We start from the raw sequence: 18368 nt of genomic DNA on the forward strand, positions 1-18368 counted from the left end.
GCAGCCGATGAGCCTGCCCATCAGCTTCATCGTGGACGACCCCGCCCCGCTGGTCAACGTCTACTGGTGGCACGTCGCCGCGCGGTCCGCCGACGGAACCGCCGTGCTCAAGTCCGGCGAGCCGGTCGTGCGCGACGTGCCCGTGGACTTCATCCGGCGCTTTGCCGACGTGGTCGAGCGGCACGGCCTGCGCGGCAAGTTCAGCGTCCTGCCCGTGCCCGCCGCACTCGGCCCCATCACCGAGGGCTGGCCCGGCTGTGACCGCCGGGGGCTGCAGGACTGGCTCTCCGTCGCCCGGGAACGCATCGCCCCGCAGTTCGACATCACCCCCGAGATACTCACCCATGCCCGCGCCGTCGACCTCGACACGATGGACCCCCTGGACGAGAACGAGCGCGACTGGGCCTCCCACCAGACCCACGAAACGCTCACCCCCTACATCGCAAAGGCCCTGCAGATCCTCAAGGAAGCGGGCCTGGAGGCCACCGGGGTGACCTCGCCCTGGGACTTCGGACGCGAGGTCGAACCCGATTACCGCATCGCCATCCGCACGGCCATGAAGGAGGTCAACGGGCGCGATCGCGCCTGGTACTTCCTCCACACCGACACCCGCACGGTCGAGCCCCGCTCGGAGGTCGTCTGGCGCGACGGAGACGCATGGCTCGTCAGCCTCTGGTCGCGCTGCGACGACTACCTGTGGAACACGATGGAGACGGCCCGCACCGACGATGCCTGCGTCCGCTCCGTCGCCGACCGGTTCCTGACGGACGACGGCGCCGGCGGCCGCCTGGCGGAGCTCCTGCAGGCCGGCGAACCGATCGTCTTCCACAGCCACTGGCAGAGCCTCTTCTCCAACGGCCGCGAAACCGGCCTGCGCATCCTCGACGAGGTCGGCCGCCGCATCCGGCAGGCCTGGGGCGATCGGGTCACCTGGCTGAAGTGCAGCGACCTGGCCGCCCGGATTGCCGCCGGAAGCCCCCGCCGATAGCCCCGGCCGTCCGTGCCCGTCCGTGGCCGTCCGTGCCCGTCCGTGGCCGTCCGTGCCCGTCCGTAGCCGTCCGTGTGCGTCCGTGGCCGTCCGTGTGCGTCCGTGGCCGTCCGTGTGCGTCCGTGGCCGTCCGTGTGCGTCCGTGTGTGGCGGCGCCCCCGCCCGGCGGGCCGGCGGTTGTCATTGACGGCCGGCCCCGCCGCCGGTAGATTGCACGGCGGTCGGACCCGTACTCCCCAGGAGAGAATGCGCAATGCGACTTCATGCGCTGTTCAGCGACAACATGGTCCTTCAGCGCGACGTCCCGGCACGCGTGTGGGGCTGCGACTCGCCCGGGCAGAAGGTTGCCGTCCGCGTCGGCAAGGCCACTGCCCGAGCGGTGGCCGGCCCGGACGGACGCTTCATGGCGCGGCTTCCGCGCCTGGCGGCCGGCGGACCGTTCACGATGGTCGTCGAGGGCTCGTCGAGCGTGACCGTGCGGAACGTCATGGTCGGGGAGGTGTGGCTCTGCTCCGGCCAGTCCAACATGCAGATGCGGGTCAGCGAGGCGAAGAACGCCGAGCGTGAGATCGCGCACGCCCGGCACCCGAATGTGCGCCTCTTCTCCGTGCCCATAGCCGCCACGGTGGAGCCGGTGCTCGACGTGGACGCGTCGTGGCAGGTGTGCGCGCCCGAGACCGTCGCGTCCTTCAGCGCCGCCGCCTACTTCTTCGGGCGGGCGCTGCAGCGGAAGCTCGGCGTGCCCGTGGGGCTGATCCACAGTTCGCTCGGTGCCACGCGCATCGAGGCGTGGATGAGCCGCGAGGCACTCCTCGGCGACCCCGAGTGCGGGCGGGAAGTGGAGGAGTATGAGAAGAGCCTGCCCGACTTCGAGCGGCGGCTGGCCGAATACAGGGCCATCGTCGCCGCCGGCCCCGACAAGTACTACCCCGCCGACCCCGGCAACGTGGGCCACGGGCGCGGCTGGGCGGCGCCCGGCGCCGACTGCTCCGACTGGGGCGAGATGACGGCGCCCGGCTACTGGAACGCCCAGGGCATGGACTTCAGCGGCGTCCTCTGGTTCCGCAAGGAGGTGGAGATCCCCCGCAAGTGGGCCGGCCGCGACCTGCTGCTGGGCCTGGGCGCCCTGGACAAGACGGACACCACCTACTTCAACAACGTCAGGGTGGGCGGCATCGGCAAGGAGGACGACGACGCCTGGTGCCGCGACCGCGAGTACACCGTGCCGGCCGCGCTCGTCAAGCCCGGCCTCAACGTGATCGCCACACGCATCTACTCATGGGGTTTCGACGGCGGCTTCCGCGGCGGGTGGGACAAGATGACGATCCGCCCCGCCGACGCGCCCCGGGCGCGCGGAATTTCGCTGGCCGGCACGTGGCGCTGCAAGGTAGAGCACAACTTCGGCAGGATCACGGTCATGCGCGACCTGCCGCCCTGGGGGCCCGGCACCAGCAACTCGCCCTTCGCGCTCTTCAACGGCATGATCCGCCCGCTGATTCCCTATGGTATCCGAGGCGCCGTATGGCACCAGGGCGCCTCGAACCTGCGGCAGGCGTTCAAGTATCGGCGGCGGCTGGCCATGCTCATCCGCGACTGGCGCCGGCAGTGGCGCCGGCCCGACCTCTGGTTCAACGTAGTCCAGCAGGAGAACTACGGCCCGCTCGACCGCTTCCCGGTCGAGAGCGCGTACGCCGAACTGCGCGAGTCGCAGCTCAGGGCTCTGACGATCCCGCGCGTGTCGGTGACGGTGGCCATCGACATCGGGGGCGTCAACGAGGTGCATCCGCTCAACAAGCAGGAACTCGGGCGGCGCATCGCGCTGGCGCTCCTGGGCACGACGTACGGCCGCAAGCGGCCGGCGCACTCGGGGCCCATCTACAGGTCGTACCGGCGCGTGGGCGGCACGATGCGGCTGAGCTTCGACCACGTGGACGGCGGCCTCGTGGCGAAGCGAGGCAAGCTGAAGGGCTTCGCCATCGCCGGCCCCGACCGCAGGTTCGTGTGGGCACAGGCCAGGATCGTGGGACGGTCGGTGGTGGTGTGGAGCGAGGACGTGCCGAAGCCGGCGGCCGTGCGCTACGGCTGGGGCGCCAACACGGACGGCAACCTCTACAACAGGGCGGGCCTGCCGACCTGGCCCTTCCGGACGGACAGATGGCCCGGCCTCACCCGGAAGCGCCGCCGTCTCAACAACGGATAGCCCCGGGCGTCCGTGCCCGGGGGATGCCCGGGCGGCGCGGTCACGGCCGCAGCCAGCGGGCGATCCAGCGATAGGCGAACTCGCGCACGTCGTCCACCGTGTCGTGCCCGTCGCCGTGAGTCAGCGTGCAGAAGCACTCCGGGCGGCCCAGCAGGGCGTAGGCCCGCTGCCCGCGCACGTAACACTGGAAGTTGGCGTCCGCGTAGGGGTTATGGGCGTCGTTGAACGGCTCCAGCAGCAGCAGCGGCCGGGGCGCGCACAGGGCGACCATGTCCTGGTAGTCGTAGAGCATCGTCCCGTGCGCCTCGCGCATGTGCTCGATCCACCGCGGACTGGACCGCGTGGCCGGATGGCCCGAGACGAGCCGATAGACGTTGGTCAGGTTGGGGCTGACGCCCGTCGAGGGCACGGCGACCGCGATGCGCTCGTCGAAGGCCGCCAGGAAGATGGCCATGCGGCCGCCCAAAGAGTTGCCGATGGTGCCGAACCCGCCCGGAGCGACGAAGGGCATCGTCTCCAGGGCGTCCAGCAGGCGGCGGCCTTCCCAGAGCCGCCGCCCGTCCAGCGACCACTCGGGATACTCGTCGTGGAGCCTCGCCATGGAGGCCATGTAGCGGGTGCGGATATCGCCCTCCGACAGGTCGCGCCCGCCCGTCAGCCGCTCGCCGAACTCGTAGATATCCGGCGCCACGGTGACGAAGCCCCTCCGCGCCAGATCGATCGCGTAGGCCCGGCGCGGCCGTTCGGTCGGGTTCAGAACGTTGTACTTGCCGTGCACGGTGTCGGTGCCATGCCAGACGACGACCGCCGGCGCCGGGGTCCGCTCATCGACCCCGTCCGGCAGGACGACCACGGCCGGCGCCCACTCGTCGGGCATGACGCGGACGCGGATCTTCCGGTGCCGGAGCCCGTAGTCCTCGTATTCCTCCGCGGGCTCCCAGGCAGGCTCGACGGCCACGTCCGGCGGCGTCCCCATCGAGGACATCACGCGGGCACGGATCCGCTCGCGGATCAAGGGCCACTCGTCGGGCCGGGTATCCTGCAACACCACATCGCGAAACATGGACGGCTCCTGCTCCTGGTGCGGCCGCGCCGGCCGGGGGCTTCGGGGCTTCCCTGCGACGAAGGGGCAGGCTACCAGAGATCGCCCGGCGGGGCAACCTCGCAGGGAAACGGACCCGTCCGGATGCCGCGGGCCCGGCCTCGGCGCTGGACACGGGGCAGGCGTCTCGGTTACAAGTGGTGCACCCCCGTCCCTCTGTCGCGGCGGTCCCCATGGAGCAACAGCGGCCACCATCCGTACGCTGGCTCACGGCCAGCGTGTGCGCCTCCTTCCTGGTCTATGCCAGCACGCCCACGCTGCTGGCGGTATCCCTGAAGGCCATCGGCGCCGACCTGGGGCTCGGCTACGGCGCCCAGGGGGCGCTGGTCCTGGCCCGGTCGGTCGCCCTGGGGATCATCACGGTTCTGGCGGGCTTCCTCGCGGACCGCTGGGGCAAGCGCCTCATCCTGCCGGCCGCCATGCTGCTGGCGGCCGTCGGCATGCTCGTCGTCGGCGGCAGCACGGGGCTGGCGGGCCTGCTGGTGGGCGTCATGGTCACGAGTATCGGCCTGGGCGGCCTGGAGGCCCTTAACGGCGCCCTGGTCTCGGACCTCTATCCGCAGTCGGTGGACAGCCGCGTGAACGCCATCTTCGGCTTCTACCCGGTGGGCGTGGTCATCTCCTCGCTGGCCGTCGGCGCAGCACTTGACGCCGGCGTCGACTGGCGGGCGCCGTTCGCCCTGCTGGCGATCCCCTCCATCCTGGTGATGGCCATGTTCCGGCTGGGCCGCTATCCCGCATCGTCGTCGGCCGCCGGTGCGCGCCGCCTGACGGTGCGCGGCATTCTGGCCGACCCGCGCTTCTGGCTGCTCGCGGCGGTGATGCTGCTGACGGCCGGCGCCATGGGCTGCATGGTCTACTGGGGCCCGAGCTTCCTTCAGGACGAATACGGCACGTCGGCAAAGGTCGGCTCGGCGGCCCTGGCGGTCTTCATGGTCGCGATGGCGGTCGGGCGATTCGGCACGGGGGCGGCCACGCGCCTGGCGCCGCTGCTGCGCATCATGCTGGTGATGGCCGTGCTCGGGGCCGGGGCCTCCCTGGGCGTGGTGCTGGTGGACCATGCGGCGGTCACCATCGTGCTGTATGGGGCGGCGGGCCTGGGGATCGCCTGCTTCTGGCCGGGGGTCGTGGCGCTGGCGGTCAGCCGCATCGGCGCCGGGTCCTCGGTGCTGCTGGCGATGGTCTGCAGCGTCGGCATCCTGGCCTTCGGCTTCATCCCGGCGGGCGTCGGCCTGCTGGCCGCCCGCTGGGGCCTGCGGGCCGCCCTGGGCGTCTGCCCCGTGTCCATGGTCCTGGCGGCCCTTCTCCTGGCCGGGCAGACCTGGTCGGAGGGCCGGGCGGCGGGCGTGGGACGCGGCAGCCATTGAGCCCCCGCCGGGCTTGTGCTATAGTCGGGGGCCTGCCGACGGCGCGCCGGTAGCTCAGGGGAGAGAGCAGCGGATTTCTAATCCGCCGGTCGGGGGTTCGAATCCCTCCCGGCGCGCCAGCGGGTACGCGGGGGCCAGTGGAGCCCGCTCTCGCCCACCCAGACGGGGGGCCGACCAGTCGCGTTCCGGGTTGCACTGCGGCCAACGCTGTGCTATGATTCCGACTCGTCCTGGCCGGCCATCCGGCGCGGTGCCCTGCGCAGGACGGGTTTGCGTGTACCCCCGACAACCGCGCGTCGGTCTGCGGTGGGCGTAGTTTGCTCGGAGCGGAAGCAGAAGGAGTGAGTCTCGGGCGCCGTTGGGTCCCCGGAGCAGAGGCGCCCGTGCCGCGATGATCGCATCCTCGAGGCCGGTGCGTCGGCACCGGGCAGCGGGCAACCGGTCGAGGGATACGCATGACTGGCGCAGGTTCGGACAACAGGGCTGCGGCCGTCACGGGCCTGGGGGCTGTGACGGCAATCGGGAACACCCTGGACGCGATCTCCTCCTCTCTCCAGGCCGGCAGGTCCGGCATCGTCCTTGACGAGGAGCGCCGCCGCAGGGGCTTCCGGTCGGCGCTGACCGGGCGCATTGCCGACTTCGACCCGGCCCGTTGGGGACTCTCGCGCAAGATGCTCCGCACGATGTGTGAACCCGCACAGTATGCCTGCGCGGCCACCCGGGATGCGCTGCGCGATGCCGGCCTCGCCCCGGAGGACCTGCAGAACCCGAGGTGCGGGATCGTCTTCGGCAATGACAGCACCGTCAAGCCCGTCGTCGAGTCCGTCGACATCGTGCGCGAGCAGGGCGAGACGCATTTCATCGGTGGCGGACACATCTTCCGGGGCATGAACTCCACGGTCACGATGAACCTGTCCCCGCTCCTGGGGACGCAGGGCGCGAACTGGACCGTCAGCGCCGCCTGTGCAAGCGGGGCGCACGCGATCGGCCAGGCGCTCATGCTGATCCGGTCGGGCCTGCAGAGCATCGTGCTGGCGGGCGGCGCTCAGGAGACCAACTGGGAGTCGATGGTCAGTTTCGACGCGTTGGGCGTCTTCTCGCTGAGGCAGGACGACCCGGAGCGGGCCTCGCGGCCCTTCGATGCCGATCGGGACGGCCTCGTCCCCAGCGGCGGCGCCGCGTGCCTGGTGCTCGAGGAGCTGGAGCACGCCCGCAAGCGCGGAGCCCGGATCTACGGCCTGGTCCGGGGCTACGGTTTCGCCTCGGACGGCAGCCACCTGACCAGGCCCACCGGAGACGGCGCCTTGCGCGCCATGGAAGCGGCCCTGGCGGACGCCCGGGTCTCCCCCGAGGACATCGACTACGTCAACGCGCACGCGACGTCGACGATCACGGGCGATCGAGCCGAGGCGGGCGCGATTGCCGCCCTGTTGGGTCCGGACGTGCCTGTCTCGTCAACGAAGTCCATGACGGGGCATGAGTGCTGGATGGGCGGGGCGAGTGAAGCGCTGTACGCCTGCCTGATGGCCCGGGACGGGTTCATTGCGCCCAACCTGAACTTCGGGCGCCTGGACGGCGACTGCCCGCCGATCAACGTTGTGGCCGAGACGCTCTCGCACCGGGTGCGTTGTGTGCTCTCGAACTCGTTCGGCTTTTCAGGGACGAACGCCTCGCTCGTGCTGGACTTCGCGGGAGTCGGGTCGTGGAGGGGCCGCTGACGAGCCCGTGCATCCGAACCGGCCACCGCGCACGTGCATCAGTGAGGTGCTCGGGCCGGGGGCGCGGGTCCTCGCGGCCACGGACAGCAGAGGCGTGGAACAGTGAAAGGTACTGGCGGCAATGCCGGAACGGGACGTGGTTGAGCGCGTGAACAAGCTGCTCGTCGAAGGCTTCGAGTTGGAGGAAGGCGTGCTCGCCCCCGCCGCCCTCATCCATGAGGACCTCGGCCTCGACAGCCTCGACACCGTCGATCTGGTTGTGGCGCTCGAGCGGGAGTTCGCCTGCCGGATCAGTGAGGAGCAGGCGCGTGCCATGCGGAGCCTCGAGGACATCTACCGGCACATACGGTTGCGCGTGGGCTGTCAGGAAGGAAGGGACTGACCTTGACTCCGGGTGTCCGTGCCGAGCAGGTACCCGCCCGCCGTCGCGCTCGTTCCTGGACGGGCAGAAGGCGCGGAGGAGTCGCCGGCAACTGGGCATTCACCGCGCTCGTCCGCTCGGGGGGCCTGTGGCCGGCCTATGCGCTCCTGGCATTCGTCGCGGCGTACTTCGTGGCGTTCGCGCCCGCGGCGCGGCGGGCCTCCGCCGCATACCGTCGGCGCATCGGGTTCCGCCAGGGCTCCTGGCCGTCGCGGCTCTGGGGCGCATATTGCCACTTCTTCCGCTTCGGCCAGATACTGCTGGACCGCTATGCGTTCGCCTCGGGCCATGCGGACTGGTTCCGTTTCGAGTTCATCGGTGAGGCACACGTCCGGTCCGCCCTGGCCAGGGGCAAGGGCGTCATCCTCATCAGCGCGCACTGCGGCAACTGGGAGGCGGCCGGGCACTTCCTGCGGGCGCTCGACGTGCCCGTCAACATCGTCGGCTACGAGGGAGAACGGGCCGACATCCGGAGCGTCTACGAGCGGGCGGGGAGCGACCGGCTCCTCAACCTGGTCAACGCGGACGGGTCTCTGGAGACGGTCGCCGTCATCACTGCGGCACTGCGCCGGGGCGAGGTGGTTGCGATGCTGGCCGACCGGCTTCTGGACGAGAGCGGCGTGGTGGTGCCGTTCCTCGGTGCGCCCGCGCGCTTCCCGGGAGGGCCGTACGTGCTCGCGGCGCTCAGCGGTGCTCCGCTCATCCACGCCTTCGCCATGCGGGAGGGCATGCGCCGCTACCGCGTCGTGGGGTATCCTCCCGAGGAGGTGCTCGCACCCGACGAGGGAGGCTGTCGCGAGGCCGTCAGGGAGCATGCGCGCAGGTTCGTGGCGCGCCTCGAGAGCGTGCTGCGGGAGCATCCCCTTCAGTGGCACAACTTCTTTGACTTCTGGCGCGACGACGAGGAAGGAGTCGCCTGATGGGAGCGAACGAGGTGAGAGCCCCGGCTGTGAAACCGATCGCCGGGACGGAGTTCTCGCCGCGCGAGATCGAGGACGCTGTGCGCAGAGGGGGCCTGCTCTCCCTGGAACTCGAGATGACGCGTGCCTGCAACCTGCGGTGCATCTACTGCTACGCGCAGGCCGGCGAGCCGATGGAGAACGAGATCCGCTTCGAGGAACTCGTCGATGCGGTGCAGCAGGCAACCGACCTGGGCGCGCGCAAGATGGTGGTCCTGGGAGGTGGGGAGCCGTGCCTCTATCGCGAGTTCCGGCGCCTTGTCGACTACCTGGCCGACCTGGACACCGTGGTGGAGGTCTTCACGAATGGGACGCTGATCGACCGGGACCTGGCCGGCTTCCTCTACGACCGCGGCGTCTCCGTGGTGGTGAAGCGCAACAGCGGCGATCCGCAGACGCAGGACGCGCTGGCGGGGTCCCCGGGGACCTTCGATCAGATCCGCAACGGACTCAACCTGCTGCTGGAGGCCGGCTACCCGGACGAGAACCACGGGATGGGCGTCCAGACGGTCATATGCCGCCGGAACCTGGCCGAGATCCCCCAGTTGTGGCGATGGGCACGCCGGCGCGGGATCACGCCCTACTTCGAGTGCATGACGCTTCAGGGACGCGCTGCGCACACCGAGAGCCTCCACGTCACCACGGCGGAGGTCCGCCGGGTTTTTGCGGAGCTCTGCCGCATCGACCGGGAGGAGTTCGGCCTCGCGTGGACTCCTCACCCGCCCCTGGTGGCTCTGAGCTGTTCGCGGCACCTCTACAGCATGGTCGTCAAGGCCAACGGCGATCTGTATCCCTGCGTCGGCGTGACCATCCCCGTCGGGAACATCCGACGCGAGCGGCTTGCCGACGTCATACGCAACAGCCCGGTCATCGATGACCTGCGGCACGTCTATGAGAGGATCAAGGGGCCCTGCCGCAACTGCCGCTACAACGGCCTCTGCTACGGCTGCCGCGGGAACGCCTACCAGTTGACGGGCGACTACCTGGCGTCCGATCCCTGCTGCTGGGTGCCGGGTGAGGCCGCCGAAGAGGCGCAGGAGGACGGATGCGCCGAGGAGTGCTCCCGGGGGCCTGCGTCGGAACCGAACGTGCTCTGCCGGAGCCTGTGCGACTTCATGCGGACGCAGCTCGTGGCCGAGGGCGTCGTGTTCGATGAGGACACGTCGTTCGCGGCCGTCGGGCTGGACTCGCTTGGTCTCATGGAACTCCTGCTGTTCGTTGAGAGGCGGTTCGGCGTCGAGGTGCCGGAAGCGGAGCTGACGCGTGCAAACCTGCACTCCGTACGGGCATTCGCCGAGTGTGTTGGGAGACTCTCCGGACTCGGCACGGCTGCGAGCGGCGAGGCGGGAGGACCATGACCGTTCAGATGTGCCAACAGCCCCTGACCGGCGGCGACTACTTCGTTCTGGCCATCGATCACGAGATGCGCCGCGCCGGGATGCACGGGAACACCTGCCGTGCATTCGTGCATCTGGACGGCAGGGCGGAGGCGGAGGGACTGCGCGCCGCCATCCGGGCCTCCGGGCTGGCCGACTGGCTGGCGGGCGCGCACGTCGGCCGGGCGGCATCCGCCGGCGAGCCCGTCTGGCAATGGTCGCCCGACGTGGGGGACGTGCCGATCGAGGAGTGCTCGGTCCCCGCGGACTGGGGCGTCGGGCCGGACCTGCCGCCCCTGGCGCCGCAGGAGGACCTCCGCCCGGACGTGCCGCCCAACGTGCGGTTCCGCCTGATGCACCGGCCGGACGGCACGAGCGTTCTCGTCCTGCTCTGGCAGCATGCACTGATGGATGCCCACGGGGCCGAACTGCTGCTGCAGCACATCAGCGCCGCCGGGGCCGGCGCATCGCCCGCAACGCGCGATGTGTTGGGTCTCGGCCACGCCGCCCGGGCGGACGGCGCGGCGGCCGGCCCGCCCACACCGGGCGCAGCGGGTGCTGCGTGGCATCATTGCATGTCATTCGTCGGCGACGTGAGCCGCCTGCCCGTGGCCTCGGTCACGCCCTGCGCCCCGGGGGGTGCCGGCGGTCGCAACCGCTTCCGGCGAATCCGGTTCGACAGGGCGGAGTCGGACGCCATCCGGGCGAGGATCGAGGGTACAGGCGCGACGGTTGCCCGGAGCGTGTTCTGCATGGCCGTCTGCATGCGTGCACTCCAGGGCGTGCTTGCGGAGCGGTCGGTCGAGCCGGCCGCGTTCCTGGTGCCCGTGCCTCACGAGCGGCGGAAGGCAGGGGCGGCCGGGCCCATCTGCTCGAACCGCATCTCCTTCCTGTTCTACCGCGCCGAGCCGGCGGACATGGTGTCGCTGGAGGGCCTGATCGCGTCGCTCGTGAGACAGATGAGAAGCCAGGTGCGCGCCGGCATCCCGGCCTCGTTCGAGCAGGCGATGGAGGTGTTCCGCCGCGTGCCGCTCGGCGCCTACTCCCGCGTCGTGCACGGCCCCTCAGCCGGCCAGGTGGCCAGCTTCTTCTTCTCGGACACCGGGGACAGCTTCCGGGACGCCCCGAGGTTCCTCGGCGCCCGCATTCGGGACGTCCTTCACGTGCCGCCCGTCCCGTTCCCACCGGGCGTCGCGATCGTCGCCGGCCAGTTCGGCGATCGGTTGAGCATCGTGCTCTCATGGGTCGAGGGCTGCCTCGATTCCGGCGAGGTCGACATGCTGGAGCGGGCCATCCGTTCGCAGATGCTGGGCGGAGGGGCCTCATGAGGTTCCTCATGGTCTCGGGCAACCAGGAGCAGCTTCCGTTCCCCGTCGCCCCGCTCGGGGCGCTCTGTGTCGCGGGATCGCTCCAGGAAGCGGGCCATTCGGTCGATCTGGTCGACCTCTGCTTCGCCCGCTCGCCCTGCGAGGACCTGCGGACCGTCCTCCAGGAGGGCGGGTATGACGCCGTGGGCCTGAGCATCCGGAACCTGGACAACTGCCTCTACGGCAACCCGGTGTCCTATTTCGACCAGTTCCGCCGATTGGCCGAGACGGTCAGGGCCGCCGCCGACGTGCCGCTGATCCTCGGAGGCAGCGGGTTCTCCGCCGCCAGCCGCGGGTGGATCGAGCGCCTGGACGCCTTCTGCGGCATCATCGGCGAAGGAGAGCGGGCCCTCCCGCAGGTTCTGGAGGCCCTCGACCGGGGCGAGGAGCCCGATGCCGTGCCGAACGTCATCCGGCGCGGGCAGACGCGGCCGCCCACCCCGGTGCTCGACATCGACCTGGACTGCATCCCGCTGCCGGCCCACGAGCACTGCGACTACGAGCAGTACCTGTCGCGCGGCGGCTTCGTCGGCGTGCAGGCAAAGCGCGGCTGCCCCTTCCATTGTATCTATTGCACCTACCCCTTGCTGGAGGGGTGCTCCTACCGGGTCCGCCACCCCGAGCGCGTCGTGGACGAGATCGCCACGGTGCACCAGTCCACCGGGGCGGGCTACTACTTCTTCACCGACAGCGTCTTCAACGCGCCGCGCGACCATGCTCTGGCCATCTGCCGCGAGATAGCCCGGCGGGGGCTGCGGGTTCAGTGGATGAGCTACTGCAACCCCGTCGGCTTCGACAGGGAACTGGCGCACGCCATGGCGGAGGCGGGCTGCATCGGCGTGGAGTTCGGCCTCGACGCGGTCACCGACAAGATGCTGCTCGCCATGGGCAAGCCGTTCGGCCTGGACGAGATTCGCGTCAGCCTGGAGGCGGCGGCGCACGCGCGCATTCCCTTCGCCGTGCACCTGCTCTTCGGCGGGCCCGGTGAGGACGTTGCGGATGTCGAGGACGCCCAGGAGTTCCTGGACTCCTGCGCGGCGCCGGACGCCGTGTTCGCCTCCGTCGGCATCCGCCTCTACGCGGACACCCCGGCCGAGAGGATCGCGCGTGAACTGGGAGCGCTCGCCGCGGACGCGGATCTGTTCGAGCCGGTCTACTTCGTGTCCGAGGGACTCGGCAAGGACCCGGTGGGCGTTCTGGACGGCATCGCCCGTCGCCGGCCGGCCTGGTCCACCCAGGCGGACTGGCAGCGCCCCGTCCTGCAGGTCGCTCAGCGTCTGGCCAACCGCAACGGCGAACGCCCCCAGTGGCGTCACATCCGGGACTACGGGGAGTACCTGCGATGGTGAGGAGGACATCCTGCAGCGGGCCGGCGGCGGGGATGGTCGGGACGATGGGCGCGCTCTGCTGCCGGAGCACCGGACAGCCGGCAGGCGTGGCGGGCGGCGGCCGGAGGATCGGCGGATGAGCACCTATCAACTGCTGCGGCACTCGGCGGAGGCGTGGGGACGACGGCCGGCCGTGATCGACCGGCACGGGCGGATTGACTACCACACGCTCTTCGCGCAGGTCGAGGACGTCCGCCGGCAGCTCCGGGGCCTGGGGGTCGGGCCCGGGCACGGCGTGGGGATCATGGCACCGAACGGACGCTCCTTCATCATCGGCGCCTTCGCCGCGACGGGGTGCGGCGCCACGATGCTGCCGATGTCGCCGACGCTTCGGCAGACGGAGCTTGACGGATTCCTTCGCGACGTGCGGGTGCACGCGATTCTGGGCCAGGGGCTTGCCTTCCGGCCTGAGGACGGCCGGTCGTCCCAGGTAGACGTGCCGGGCGTCGGGCCGATGCCGTTCACGTGGACGGACGCGCCGCGCAACAGGCCGTGCGTGGAGTTCGTGCCGGACGCGGCCTTCGTCCGCCTGACCTCCGGCACCACGGGGCGGGCGAAGGGCGTGGTGCTCTCCCACCGGAGTGTGATCGAGCGAACGGCCGCCGCCAACCGCGCGCTGGGTCTGTCGTGCGAGGACACGGTGGTCTGGGTCCTCCCGATGGCATTCCATTTCTTCGTCTCGATCGTGCTGTACCTGCGCGTCGGGGCGGCCATCGTCGTGTGTGCCGACCACCTTGCCGAGACCGTCCTGGAGGACGCCAACCGCCACGGGGGGACGTTCCTGTACGCGGCGCCCGTCCATTACCGCCTGCTGGTCGCCGAGGCGTCCGGCGCACGGTTCCGGACGGTGCGCAGGGCGCTGTCGACGGCGGTGGGCCTGCCTCTGGAGGTGGCCCACGGGTTCCGCGAGCGGTTCGGGTTCCCCCTTGCCCAGGCGTACGGGGTGATCGAGGTGGGGCTGCCGCTGGTGAACCTGGAGCGGCCCGAGGAGAGGCCGGGCTCCGTGGGGCGTCCGCTGCCGGACTGGGAGGTGGCCATCGTCGGCCTGGACGCAGCGCCCCTGCCCCCCGGGGAGGTGGGGCAGTTGGCGCTGCGTGGGCCGGGCCTGTTCGAGGGCTACCTGAGCCCCCCGACCAGGAGGGTCGACGTCCTGCACGACGGGTGGTTCATGACGGGCGACATGGCCTGGCGGGATGAGGAGGGCTTTGTTACGATAGCGGGCCGCTGCAAGTCCATGATCAACGTTGGCGGCAACAAGGTCTTCCCGGAAGAAGTGGAGCATGTGCTGGGCATGCACCCCGCCGTCCGGGCATGCCGCGTACGGGCCGAGCCGCACCAACGGCTCGACGAGGTCGTCCATGCCGACGTGGTCCTTGCGGATCCGTGCCGACCCGTGGACGCCGAGGAACTCGTCGCCTTCTGCCGCCGCCGCCTGTCGAGTTTCAAGGTGCCCGGCTCGATCACCTTCGTCCCGGCGATCACGGAGACCGCCAGCGGCAAGCCCTTTCGTTACTGACAAGGGCCGATACATGTCCTCCAGGGCTCTGCACCGTCAGCCCGGCCGGGCACATAGGGGAACGGTTGCATGAAGATACTGCTGGTCAAGCCGGCGCCGCGGCTCGATACCGTCCGAAGTGTCCACGGGCTGGTCTTCCTGGAGCCGATTGAACTCGGCTACGTCGCGGCGGCCGTGCCGGCGGGGCATGACGTGAAGACGCTCGACCTCCGCATGGCGCGTCGGCCGGGCCAGGCGTTCACTCGAACACTGCGCTCCTACCGGCCGGACGTGGTCGGCCTTTCCGGATACACGCACGAGGCGCGGCAGGTCGTCGCCCTCGCCGGCGCGGTGCGCCGGACGCTGCCGGGGGCCAGGGTCGTCGTCGGCGGCCACCACGCCACCGTCTCACCCGAGACCTACAACGTGCCGGACGTCGACGCGATCGTCCGCGGCGAGGGATGCGCTCCCTTCCGAGCCGTGATCGAGGCCCTCGCCGCCGGCCGGGCACCGTCCGGAATCGTCAACGTGATGCTCCCCGGGGCGGACTTCGACGCGGGCGAGGCCGCCCGGCTGCCGGTCTACCCCGATCTGGACGGCCTGCCCGTTCCGCGGCGGGACCTGTGGGACCCGGCGGCGTACTTCTGCGTCTGGCCGTCGGAGAGGCACCCCCGCGGTCAGACGATCTTCCCGCCCGTGGCGCTGGTGCGCTCGTCCTTCGGCTGCCACATGGACTGTTCGTTCTGCGTCGTGCCCCGGCTCTGCCGGCACCGCCACATGACCCGTTCGCCGGAACTGGTGGCGGAGGAGATTGCTTCGGTTGCCGCGAGCCACATCTACTTCTGCGACGACGAAACGTTCCTGGACCACGATCACGCCCGCCGATTGGCCCAGGCGATCCGCGAAAGGGGCATCCGGAAGCACTACTTCGCCTGGGCGCGTTCGACCTCCGTCGTCCGTGCGCCGGAGCTGTTCCGGCAGTGGCACCAGATCGGGCTGGACGCCGTCTTCCTCGGGTTCGAGGCCGTGACCGACGAGGAACTGCAGGCCATCTCGAAGCACGGGACGGTTGCGGACAACGTGCGCGCCCACGAGACGCTGCGGGAGATGGGCGTGGCCGTGCAGGGCGGCTTCATGGTGCGCCCCGACTTCGGGCGCGCGGAGTTCGACAGGCTGCGACAGACGATCGTCCAGATGCCGCCGGCGCAGATCACCCTGACGGTCTACACGCCGTCTCCGCTGAGCCCGGCCTGGTCCGCCGAGAGCGCGGAGTTCGTGTGCGACCCGTTCGACCTGCACGATTGCATGCACCCGCTCACGCCCACCGTTCTGCCGCTGAAGGAGTTCTACGAGCAGTTCGCGTCGCTGGTGTGGGACGGCGCCCGGAAGACGCCTTTCCAGACCCAGCGGAGCCGCATACCGCGCCGCGATCTGGTGCGCCTCTGGTGGAGCGCCACCGGCTACGTGCGCAGCATAAGGAAGGCCTACCGGGACTTCCCCAAGGAGCTGTGGTGACGTGCGATGGACCCGTATCCCCCTGTAGCTGCGACGGGATGCACGATGCGGCGACCGCCCCAGGGAAGGTACCTCGAGCACCGGACCCACGTGCGCGTGCGGTTCCAGGAAGTGGATTCGCTACAGGTCGTGTGGCACGGGCACTACCTGAGCTACTTCGAAGACGTGCGGGTGGCCCTGGGCCGCCGGTACGGGCTCCGGTACGACGACATCCGCAACGCCGGCCTGCGCGCTCCGGTCGTCCACCTTTCGTGCGACTTCCTGGCTCCCGCGCGCTTCGACGATGAACTCGAGCTGAGAGCCCGACTCTTCGAGCGCGAGGAGGCCAAGATCGAGTTTCACTACGAGGTCTTCAACGTCGGCACGGCCGCGCTGCTGGCCACGGGCCGGACCGTCCAGGTCTTCACCGACGAACGCGATGAGTTGCTGCTGACCCTGCCGCCGTTCATGTGCGCGTTCTACGAACGGTGGCGGGACACGATGCAGGGAAGCCATGGATGATCGCTGTGCCATCATAGGGGCGGACGTCGTCAACGCACTCGGCCTGGGAGCGGAGCAGGTCTGGGCCGCAATGATGGATGGTGTCTGCGGCATCCGCCCGTTGAGGCGGTTCCCCCGCGGGAAGTACGCCACGGACTTCGCCGGCGAACTGACGCCCGACACGGTAGAGGAATTGCGGGCCTCGGATGGCGGCGAATCCGGCGGCCTGGCGTTCCCGATGGCCCTGTATGTGGCGCGGCGTGCCCTCTCCTGCACCTCGGCGGCGCACCGGCGGGCTGGGGCGGTCGGGCTCGTCCTGTCAACGACCAAGGCGGAGATGGGCGACCTGGAGCGGCTGGCGACGGGCTCCGACGCCCCCGCCAATCCGCGCTACAATCCGTATTCCCTGGCCTGCGACGTTGCGCGCGCGCTGGGCATCGGGGGGCCGGTGCTGGCGGTGTCGAACGCCTGTGCCTCGGGCCTCATCGCGATGGTGGAGGCCGCGCGGATTTTGGAGCGCGGCGAGGCCGACGCGGTGCTCGTCGTGGGCGTGGACGTGCTCACGGACTTCGTCCTGTCGGGCTTCTCCGCGTTCCGTGCTCTCAGTCCGCAGCCGTGTCGCCCCTACGATGCCGACCGGGACGGGCTGTCGCTGGGAGAGGGGGCGGGCGCGCTGTGTCTTGCGCGCGAGCCGGCGGAGGGCGAGCACGCCCTGGCCGAGCTTGCGGGGTGGGGTATCTCGAACGACGCCAACCACATCACGGCGCCCTCGCGCACGGGCGACGGCCTGCGGAACGCCGTGGGCAGTGCGCTTGTTCGGGCCGGCATGGAGTGCTACGATGTCCATTACGTCAACGGCCACGGCACCGGCACGGTCTACAACGACGCGATGGAGGCCAGGGCCCTGTGCGATGCCCTGGCGGGGTGCCCCGTTCCCGTCAGTTCGATGAAGGGCTACTTCGGCCACACGCTGGGTGCGGCGGGCGTCATCGAGGCGGCCATCTGCCTCACCGCACTGCGGGAACGGACCGTCCCGGCTTCCCTGGGGCTGAGCACGCCCGGTGTCGGCCGGCCGCTCCGCGTCGCCAGGAGTCCCCTTGCCCTCGGCGAGATGGAGAACGTCCTCTCGGTCAAGTCCGGCTTCGGCGGTGTGAATGCCGCAGTGATCCTCAGCAGGCCCGGGGGCGGTCGATGAAGGACGTTGTAATCACTGATTGCGCATGCGTGGCCGAGGACGGCTTCGGCAACCGCCGTACGTGGCAGTCCTGGGACGGTGCGGCGCCCGGCGCCGACGACCTGCGCTGGAGCATGTTCTCAGAGACGCCCTTTGACGCGTTCCGGCGCCTGGATGCCCTCTGCAGGTACGCGCTCTCGGCGGTCGAACTGCTGACCTTGCCCCCGCCGGCGGCCGGCGGCCGGCGGCCCGACCTTGGCCTCTGCCTGGGCACCCAGTACGGATCCCTGGACGCGGACATTGCCTTCATCCGGACGGCGAACAACGCCTCCGGCCCCAGCCCGAGGTTGTTCACCTACACGCTGCCCAGCACGGCGCTGGGCGAGATCGCCATACGGCACCGGATCACCGGGCCGAACCTGTGCGTTCTGTGCGGGCCGGACAGCGGCATGGCCGCCCTGCGCGAGGGGACCTTCATGGTCGCCGACGGGACCGTGGCGGGATGCGTCTGCCTCGGGTGCGATGCCGTCTCGATGCCGGTGGCCGGCCGGTCGGTGGGCTACGCTTACGCATTTGTGCTGGAACGGGCGCCCGCAGCGTGCGAGCGCGAAGGACCGCTGGCCCGCCTCATACCCGGCGATGCGGGATGCACGCCGGCGCGGTGCGTTGCGGCCCACGACGCTCTGCCGGCGCTGTTCCGCTACGTAGCTTCCTCGGCGCGGCCGGCCGGTGAACCCCCTTGTGAGTCACTGTGCCTGCGAGCCGCTGCGCACCCGGCGGCGCCGTGCCTCCTATGCAACCTGGACGCGGGATAGAGC

The 18368-nt window shown here is 70.4% G+C and carries 15 protein-coding genes and 1 tRNA gene; 15 read left to right on the forward strand and 1 reads right to left on the reverse strand.

What is annotated here, in order from left to right:
* Positions 1 to 7: 7 nt before the first annotated feature.
* Together GXY85_01515 and GXY85_01520 are read left to right on the forward strand one after the other, a co-directional pair.
* A complete protein-coding gene (locus GXY85_01515) occupies positions 8 to 988 on the forward strand; it encodes a hypothetical protein (GenBank protein NLW49508.1) in 981 nt (326 codons plus the stop codon).
* A 253-nt stretch (positions 989 to 1241) separates the two neighbouring features.
* A complete protein-coding gene (locus GXY85_01520) occupies positions 1242 to 3188 on the forward strand; it encodes a sialate O-acetylesterase (protein NLW49509.1) in 1947 nt (648 codons plus the stop codon).
* A 40-nt stretch (positions 3189 to 3228) separates the two neighbouring features.
* Here the strand turns inward: GXY85_01520 and GXY85_01525 are convergent, their stop codons facing one another.
* Positions 3229 to 4251 (reverse strand): dienelactone hydrolase family protein, encoded by a 1023-nt coding sequence (locus GXY85_01525; protein ID NLW49510.1) that lies wholly within the window; start codon positions 4249 to 4251, stop codon positions 3229 to 3231.
* Between the two features lie 212 nt (positions 4252 to 4463).
* On the opposite strand from GXY85_01525, the gene GXY85_01530 reads away from it, so the two are divergent.
* The 13 genes from GXY85_01530 (at position 4464) to GXY85_01590 (ending at position 18365) form a co-directional block, all read left to right on the forward strand.
* Entirely contained in the window at positions 4464 to 5657 is a 1194-nt protein-coding gene (locus GXY85_01530) for an MFS transporter (GenBank protein ID NLW49511.1), read from the forward strand.
* A 43-nt stretch (positions 5658 to 5700) separates the two neighbouring features.
* A tRNA-Arg gene (locus GXY85_01535) sits at positions 5701 to 5776 on the forward strand.
* A gap of 336 nt (positions 5777 to 6112) precedes the next feature.
* On the forward strand, positions 6113 to 7375 hold the full coding sequence (locus tag GXY85_01540) for a beta-ketoacyl-[acyl-carrier-protein] synthase family protein (protein NLW49512.1): 1263 nt from the start codon (positions 6113 to 6115) through the stop codon (positions 7373 to 7375).
* 121 nt (positions 7376 to 7496) lie between these two features.
* Complete coding sequence (locus tag GXY85_01545) at positions 7497 to 7757, forward strand: acyl carrier protein (protein ID NLW49513.1); 261 nt, start codon at positions 7497 to 7499, stop codon at positions 7755 to 7757.
* 170 nt (positions 7758 to 7927) lie between these two features.
* A complete protein-coding gene (locus GXY85_01550) occupies positions 7928 to 8716 on the forward strand; it encodes a lysophospholipid acyltransferase family protein (protein NLW49514.1) in 789 nt (262 codons plus the stop codon).
* A complete protein-coding gene (locus tag GXY85_01555) occupies positions 8716 to 10113 on the forward strand; it encodes a radical SAM protein (GenBank protein ID NLW49515.1) in 1398 nt (465 codons plus the stop codon). Before GXY85_01550 ends, GXY85_01555 begins: the two co-directional genes overlap by 1 nt.
* A complete protein-coding gene (locus GXY85_01560) occupies positions 10110 to 11459 on the forward strand; it encodes a hypothetical protein (GenBank protein NLW49516.1) in 1350 nt (449 codons plus the stop codon). Before GXY85_01555 ends, GXY85_01560 begins: the two co-directional genes overlap by 4 nt.
* Positions 11456 to 12847, forward strand: coding sequence for a radical SAM protein (locus GXY85_01565; protein NLW49517.1), 1392 nt, complete (start codon positions 11456 to 11458; stop codon positions 12845 to 12847). Before GXY85_01560 ends, GXY85_01565 begins: the two co-directional genes overlap by 4 nt.
* A 115-nt stretch (positions 12848 to 12962) precedes the next feature.
* On the forward strand, positions 12963 to 14402 hold the full coding sequence (locus GXY85_01570) for a long-chain fatty acid--CoA ligase (protein NLW49518.1): 1440 nt from the start codon (positions 12963 to 12965) through the stop codon (positions 14400 to 14402).
* Positions 14403 to 14471: 69 nt separating this feature from the next.
* The gene (locus GXY85_01575) at positions 14472 to 15896 is read left to right on the forward strand and encodes a radical SAM protein (protein ID NLW49519.1); all 1425 of its coding nucleotides are present in this window, start codon (positions 14472 to 14474) and stop codon (positions 15894 to 15896) included.
* Positions 15897 to 15941: 45 nt separating this feature from the next.
* Positions 15942 to 16397, forward strand: coding sequence for an acyl-CoA thioesterase (locus GXY85_01580; protein NLW49520.1), 456 nt, complete (start codon positions 15942 to 15944; stop codon positions 16395 to 16397).
* Positions 16390 to 17571: a beta-ketoacyl-[acyl-carrier-protein] synthase family protein gene (locus GXY85_01585; GenBank protein ID NLW49521.1), complete on the forward strand. Its 1182-nt coding sequence runs from the start codon at positions 16390 to 16392 to the stop codon at positions 17569 to 17571. Before GXY85_01580 ends, GXY85_01585 begins: the two co-directional genes overlap by 8 nt.
* Positions 17568 to 18365, forward strand: a complete 798-nt coding sequence (locus tag GXY85_01590) for a hypothetical protein (protein NLW49522.1) — start codon at positions 17568 to 17570, stop codon at positions 18363 to 18365. The genes GXY85_01585 and GXY85_01590 overlap by 4 nt, the downstream gene beginning before the upstream one ends.
* Positions 18366 to 18368: the final 3 nt, after the last annotated feature.

The organism is Candidatus Brocadiaceae bacterium, from assembly GCA_012728835.1.
Taxonomy (GTDB): domain Bacteria; phylum Planctomycetota; class Brocadiia; order SM23-32; family SM23-32; genus JAAYEJ01.